At 38.4% G+C, this 6,000-nt stretch carries 7 protein-coding genes; 6 read left to right on the top strand and 1 reads right to left on the bottom strand.

Going from position 1 to position 6,000, the window contains the following annotated elements; genetic code table 11:
* The 4 genes from V7K32_RS15485 to V7K32_RS15470 all read left to right on the top strand — a co-directional run.
* The coding region (locus V7K32_RS15485) for a hypothetical protein (protein WP_334994657.1) at positions 1-182 on the top strand (182 nt) is incomplete at its 5' end.
* A gap of 70 nt (positions 183-252) precedes the next feature.
* On the top strand, positions 253-597 hold the full coding sequence (locus V7K32_RS15480; RefSeq protein WP_334994659.1) for a substrate-binding domain-containing protein: 345 nt from the start codon (positions 253-255) through the stop codon (positions 595-597).
* A gap of 63 nt (positions 598-660) precedes the next feature.
* Entirely contained in the window at positions 661-1,476 is an 816-nt protein-coding gene (locus V7K32_RS15475; protein WP_334994655.1) for a PEP-CTERM sorting domain-containing protein, read from the top strand.
* A 110-nt stretch (positions 1,477-1,586) separates the two neighbouring features.
* Entirely contained in the window at positions 1,587-2,198 is a 612-nt protein-coding gene (locus V7K32_RS15470; RefSeq protein ID WP_334994653.1) for a PEP-CTERM sorting domain-containing protein, read from the top strand.
* 196 nt (positions 2,199-2,394) lie between these two features.
* Here V7K32_RS15470 and V7K32_RS15465 read toward each other — a convergent pair whose 3' ends face one another.
* A complete protein-coding gene (locus V7K32_RS15465; RefSeq protein ID WP_334994651.1) occupies positions 2,395-3,102 on the bottom strand; it encodes a 2OG-Fe(II) oxygenase family protein in 708 nt (235 codons plus the stop codon).
* Between the two features lie 267 nt (positions 3,103-3,369).
* On the opposite strand from V7K32_RS15465, the gene modD reads away from it, so the two are divergent.
* A complete protein-coding gene (modD, locus tag V7K32_RS15460; protein ID WP_334994649.1) occupies positions 3,370-4,221 on the top strand; it encodes a ModD protein in 852 nt (283 codons plus the stop codon).
* Positions 4,222-5,012: 791 nt separating this feature from the next.
* Positions 5,013-5,690: a hypothetical protein gene (locus tag V7K32_RS15455; RefSeq protein WP_334994647.1), complete on the top strand. Its 678-nt coding sequence runs from the start codon at positions 5,013-5,015 to the stop codon at positions 5,688-5,690.
* Positions 5,691-6,000 lie beyond the last annotated feature (310 nt).

The raw sequence follows: 6,000 nt of genomic DNA, 5'->3' as shown, positions 1-6,000 counted from the left end.
TTCCGATTGTGTGCATGATTTATGATGTGCGTAATCTCATCAAGATAAAAAACTCTTTAGTTAAAATTTTGATAAAGTCAGCATTTAATTACGTAATTGAATTGATTTTCTCCAACCAAGTTGGTATGATAGCTTCAATGGAAAATACAACTACGTATAAAAAAATACGCTATAAATACTGATGAATAAATCATAAATTTTAAACGCTCAGATCAAGGACTGTTTAAGTATTAGTTAAGCTGCTCCACATTAATTGCCAAGCATATATGGTTCTGTTGGCTATTGAGTGTTAACACTCAACAAATTTCACCAAGTCTACAGATAGTGGAATTGCCAGATAGCTTAAAAATCCAAGCTGACTATGGTTTGACAGTACTCAAAGGTGCGAATCCTGGAGGTTCACAACTAGCTGATTATATCCTTTCACCAACTGGGCAACAAATACTAGCAAAGTATGGATTTAGTAGTCGGAAGTCTGTTCCCGAACCTCAAGGAGTTGGTGGAATTTTACTTGCTGTGAGTGTAGCTTTTGCCTTACAGAGAAAGTTGGCTGCAAAACAGCAAAAAGTTCAAGTTAGCGATGAATGCCACAGTTAGAAAATTGATGAATTTGGTTAATTTTGAAACAAACTGTTAGTAAATCTCAGGAGAAAACAAACTATGAATAAACTAACTATCTTTCCTTTCTTTTCTCAAGCAATGGCCAAGATTGGTACAACTTTGATAGCAGGAGTAACATTTAGTCTGTTGCTTTCTAACCCCATCTATGCTGCCACCTTTGGTACTAATTTGATAGTAAATGGTGATGCAGAACTTGGGCAAGGAGATCCAATTGGTAACGCTGTTGGGACTGATATACCTACTATCCCTGGCTGGACTTCGACAGGTAGTTTCAGTGTATTAAAGTACGGGGCAACAGGTTTTAGCTTTACCAACCCATTAGGTAATGTGGTAAATGTGACTGTTCCTGGTACTGATGTTCCGGGGCCAAGTAATCGCGGTGCAAATTTATTCTTTGGTGGTGCAGATCGAGCCTCGAGCAGTGCTTCGCAATTAATCGATATATCTGATCTGGCCTCAACTATTGATGCAGGTGAAGGTACGTTTAACTTAAACGGCTGGTTGGGGGGATATAGCACTGATGAAGATAGCGCATCACTAAACATTACTTTCCTCGATCGAGCTAACCAATCTCTAAGCATAGCAAGTATTACTTCGCCAACTGCCGCGCAAAGAAACAACACCACAGGCTTATTTTTGCAGTCAGTTGATGGCTCTGTACCTGTGGGTACACGTCAAATTAATGTCCTGCTGAACGCCAATTATGCCAGAGGACGAGTAAACGACGCTTACGCAGATAATCTTTCGTTGATAATTACTCAAGTCCCAGAACCATCAATCTCTGGTTTTTTGTTAATTGGCTTATCTTCTCTCACAGCATGGAAATTGCGTAGATATCGTCAAGTATTGCAATAAAATCATCAGATTCTGCAACAGTTGAACTTCTCTAATTGTTGCAGTCCAAACCTTACTAAAGAGTTTTCCCACTACACCAAGCCATTTGTATTTGAGGAGTCATCAGTTTTATGTTAGAAACAAAGTTTTTTCAAAAACCATTAATGGTTATTCTGGGGTTAGCATTAGCTACTGTTTGTACTGCTCAACCCTCCAAAGCTGCTGTCTTTAATTATCAAGGTGATACAACAAACGAACCGATTTGGCGGCGTGTAGCGCCAGGTAATCCTCCCACTCTTATCAGTGGTGAAAAAGATGGAAATTTGGGAATGAGCGTACCTTACAGTGTATTTTATTTTACGATCGATCAATCCGGTTTATATACTATAAGTGGTGATTCTGAACCTACACCACCTGTAAATAGAAAATGGGATATTTTCTTAGCTTTATATCAGGAAAGTTTCAATCCTACCGAACAATTAACCAATGTTCTTATAGCAAATACTACTACGAATGGTAGTACTGTTACTTTCAACCGAGAACTTGTTACAGGACAGAAATATTTTTTAGTTACTACCGGCCGTAGAGTGAATGATTTTGGCCAGTTTAGCAACACAATAAGTGGTTTGGGTGAAATTACACCAATTCCTGAATCAGATTCAATACCTGCTATGTTAGTCACGGGCGGTATAAATTTACTACTTTATAAGCGAAAATTAGGTTTAAAAATATCGCATTTCTAAATCGTTTATAAGCATATCCCCAACTTGTGAAGAAGTCGGGGATGTGCTTAAAAAGTAGGTATGACTGCTATAGTTGCACTCATATAATCAGAATAATCTGTACTCTGCTACTGCCTTTTGTATTGTTAGTTAACTACTTGTTTCCAGAGAATAGAGGCGATCGCCTTTTGTGTAGAAATTGGATTTTTACTATCGACTAAGCACCTGCATCGAGATTGTGAAAAAAAGCAATCCTGAGAGCCAATCGGCACTGTAGTGCAGTCGATGCTACTGGAGTTACCATGTGCCAGGAATTATCTGAGCGCACAATCACAGCCGAAAACTGGTTCAGTGGTGCAATATCTTGGAAGACAGATTCTGGTTTTTCGTCAAGGAGAATTCGCAAACAACCACCCCAGTCCATAGGCCATTGTTCATTGAAAAATAGCAAATGAGTCAAAGCTTTCGATGGTTCATCAGTATGAGGGCGATGACAGTGACCTAGATTATATCGACGAAACCCAATCACCATTGCACAGTCTTTCAATTCCACTCCAGACATCTGTGTTAAGGCTTGGCGGTAAGCAGGTGTCCACAGTTCTTCTATCATTTGTCGCCAAATACTGCTTTTGTTACCAAGATTAGAAGATAATCTTCCTTGTGCAATGCGATCGCGCCAACGATCTGACAACTCAGGGCTGGCGCTATGGCAAAACTTGTATATCAAAGCAATATCCTCATTACTAGCAAGCATCTCACTCCAAAGGTATCCATATCCTTCCCCTATTGATAAGCGAAACTGTTCCTGGGGAAAGCTGGCAGCAAGTTCTAAGCTAGCTGCTTTGGGCAACAAATTCTCTATCACAGCATAACTGTATGGAACTGATTGCATTGTTGTACGATCAATGGCATCTAAATTTAGCATTCTCAATTTTCTTTGGATTATGTTTGTAATTTACACTATCTGTATGATTGCTAAATTCAAGCTTGATATTATAAGTCAATAGTTTCCAATTTCAGCATTTAACTAATTTTGGCGACTGAGGTATATATTCTTTCTTAACAAAGTTATTTTGTTACCAACTATTTGGGACAATAGTAGTAATTATTACAATTCCTACAACTGAATGAGATTAGGTTTAGTGTGAATCTTGATTGAGCTATTTATTTGTCAGCCGATCATAAAACTAAAATGAGTGTTTTCTTCTCAGATGAGGCGATCGCTAGGTTAGTTCAGGAAGATGTTCCCTACCTAGATTTGACAACCTACGGGCTTGGCATTGGCAAGCAACCTGGTGAAATCGAGTTTTCTACTCGTCATCCGATGACCATTTGCGCTACTGAAGAAGCAGCCAGAGTATTAAAATGTTGTGGTGCGGAAGTTCATTATCAAGTCGAAAGTGGTACAGTCTGCCAAGAAAAGCAATTAATTCTTCAAGCTAGTGGCACTGCTCAAGCTTTGCACAGTGGCTGGAGAGTTGCTTTAAATTTGATGGAATACGCCTCCGGCATTGCTTCGCGTACAAGAGTATTAGTAGATACTGCTAAAACAGTAAATCAGTCAGTTTCTATTGTGACTACTCGTAAATGTTTTCCAGGTACTAGAGCGCTTTCCATCAAAGCAGTTCTAGCTGGCGGGGGATTTTTTCATCGCTTAGGATTATCTGAAACAGTTTTGATCTTTAACCAACACCTGATATTCCTGGGAGGTATAGGTGGGTTAATTGAGCGCATGAATGAACTGCGACGACAGTTTCCAGAACAACATATTTGCGTTGAAGTAGATACACCAAAAGATGCTTGGATGGCTGCTCAAGGAGGTGTAGATTTAATTCAGTTTGATAAAATTCCCCTACCAGACCTTGAGCCTCTAGTTTTGAAATTGAAGCAGCAGTATCCAAACTTAAAACTAGCAGCAGCTGGTGGTATTACCTCTGAAAATATAAAGGATTATGCTAGTACTGGTGTAAATATTTTAGTGACAAGTTCACCGTACTTTGGTAAACCATGCGATATTGCAGTCAAAATGACGATGGCACAGTAGGCATTTTGAATTTAGTTTGATACTTAAGATTACAGTTGTTAAAACGCAGGAGTTGAGCCAGAAAGAACAGCGCTTAGGCAAGACTTAGAACGGAAGTAAATAGGCGTTTTGCGAAGCTCTTAAACAGTTGATGAAATAGAGCGATATAGCCATCTATCGCTCTATTCACTGCATCAGGAATTTTAGCATTTATTTGGTCTATTGGTTGTATACACGGAATAGTCTAGTCGCTGTATGGTTTTGCTTCAACTATAGTGTCGGGACAACTACAACCCTTCCCCATAACTCGGACAGTTTTCTAATTTATAGGTAAGTCTCACTTATCAAGAGTTTATTAGCTTGATAGTTGCTTATTTATAAGGTAAATAACGACAGCTTAGTTTCTATACAATATTAAGCTGAACTATTTTAAAAAGAAATAAAAATTAATTTTGTTCGTGTTTGATTACTATATTAGTTGGTATTTTACTCAATAAGTTGGTATTATCTTCATTAGATTACACAGATACACTTATCCATTTGAAAAAACGCAAATCTAACAAGAGGTTTGCGACTAACTTTGGCGTCAGGATTTATTAGTTTTTAATAACTCATATTAAAAACTAGCTATTTAGTAGCGTTTGGTAAGGAGTTGAAGATTTAACGATAGAACCGATTTTATTTTTTCTAACAGAATCTATTGTCAAATTGCTCAGTTTTGGCGATAACAATACTAATTTTTGGTGAGCAAAAAGCTTTCAGCAAAACAATCTAGTTTTTTCAATATTCAATAGTAAACGGAGAAATGTTTGATGCGTTTTACCCGCACGATACCCATTGCGTCTTTAATGCTATCGATACTGGTTTTATGGCAGCCTACTTTAGCTGACTCAAGAAGTAGTCTTCACTCAGAAAAAGAAGAAAAAACACCTTCTGTCTGGGATAAAAATAAGTGTCTTGGAGGTTATTCGCAAAGTTTTCGCTTGGGTGGAGAACTCAATAATCCAACCACTTATAACTTGCAAAAACTGCGAAATTTACAAGATGCTTTAAAAAAACAAAATCCAGCATTAGTTACTGAAGTTACTGTAAGCTTTCAAACCGGCTCAGGGCCACAAACAGAAACATACTATGGAGTCCCACTATGGGAATTGATTAATAATCCGAAAGCCGGAGGTGGTCTAAAACCTGGGAATTCTGGGGTGAATTCTAAAAACTCTTTTCTGAGGCAATATATTCTAGTTGATGCCACAGATTGCTATGGTGCAGTCGTAGCTATTGGTGAAATTCAACCTAACTTTGAAGGCAAAACAGTGCTAGTTGCATTTGCAAAAAAAGGTCGTGATGGTAAAATCGTGCCTTTAACAGATGAAGGATTTGCTCGTTTAGTAGTTGCAGGTGACAAAGCTGGAGGTCGTTACGTTAGTAATGTGACAAATATCCTCATATTATCTGCTCCTCCTTCTCCTTTAAAACCAAAATATTTCTGATATAGAGACTAAGGTTGTCAATCTCAATAATACCAGCAATAACTTCTGGAGACATTTGTAAATCTATTAAGTATGACTGGCGAAAAGCAAGTTTTACGCCCACCATGTCTTCAATAATTAACACAGCCTAATACGGTTTGGATAAGCTGTTGAGGCAGGGGAGGAAAAAGAGTTATTGAGAAAGAATTATTGCTCAATAACTGCTTGCCTCAACTTAAGTTAAAATGCTTATTCCAAGGCGTTTTACCCCACACGCCAGATGCTCCAGTTGGTCCGACACCAAGACCGCACTGGCTCCCCTTAATCCCCT

The sequence above is a fragment of the Nostoc sp. genome (genome assembly GCF_036917635.1).
Classification (GTDB): domain Bacteria; phylum Cyanobacteriota; class Cyanobacteriia; order Cyanobacteriales; family Nostocaceae; genus Nostoc.
The sequence above is the reverse complement of the archived record's forward strand: the minus strand, read 5'-3'. Positions and strand labels throughout refer to the sequence as shown.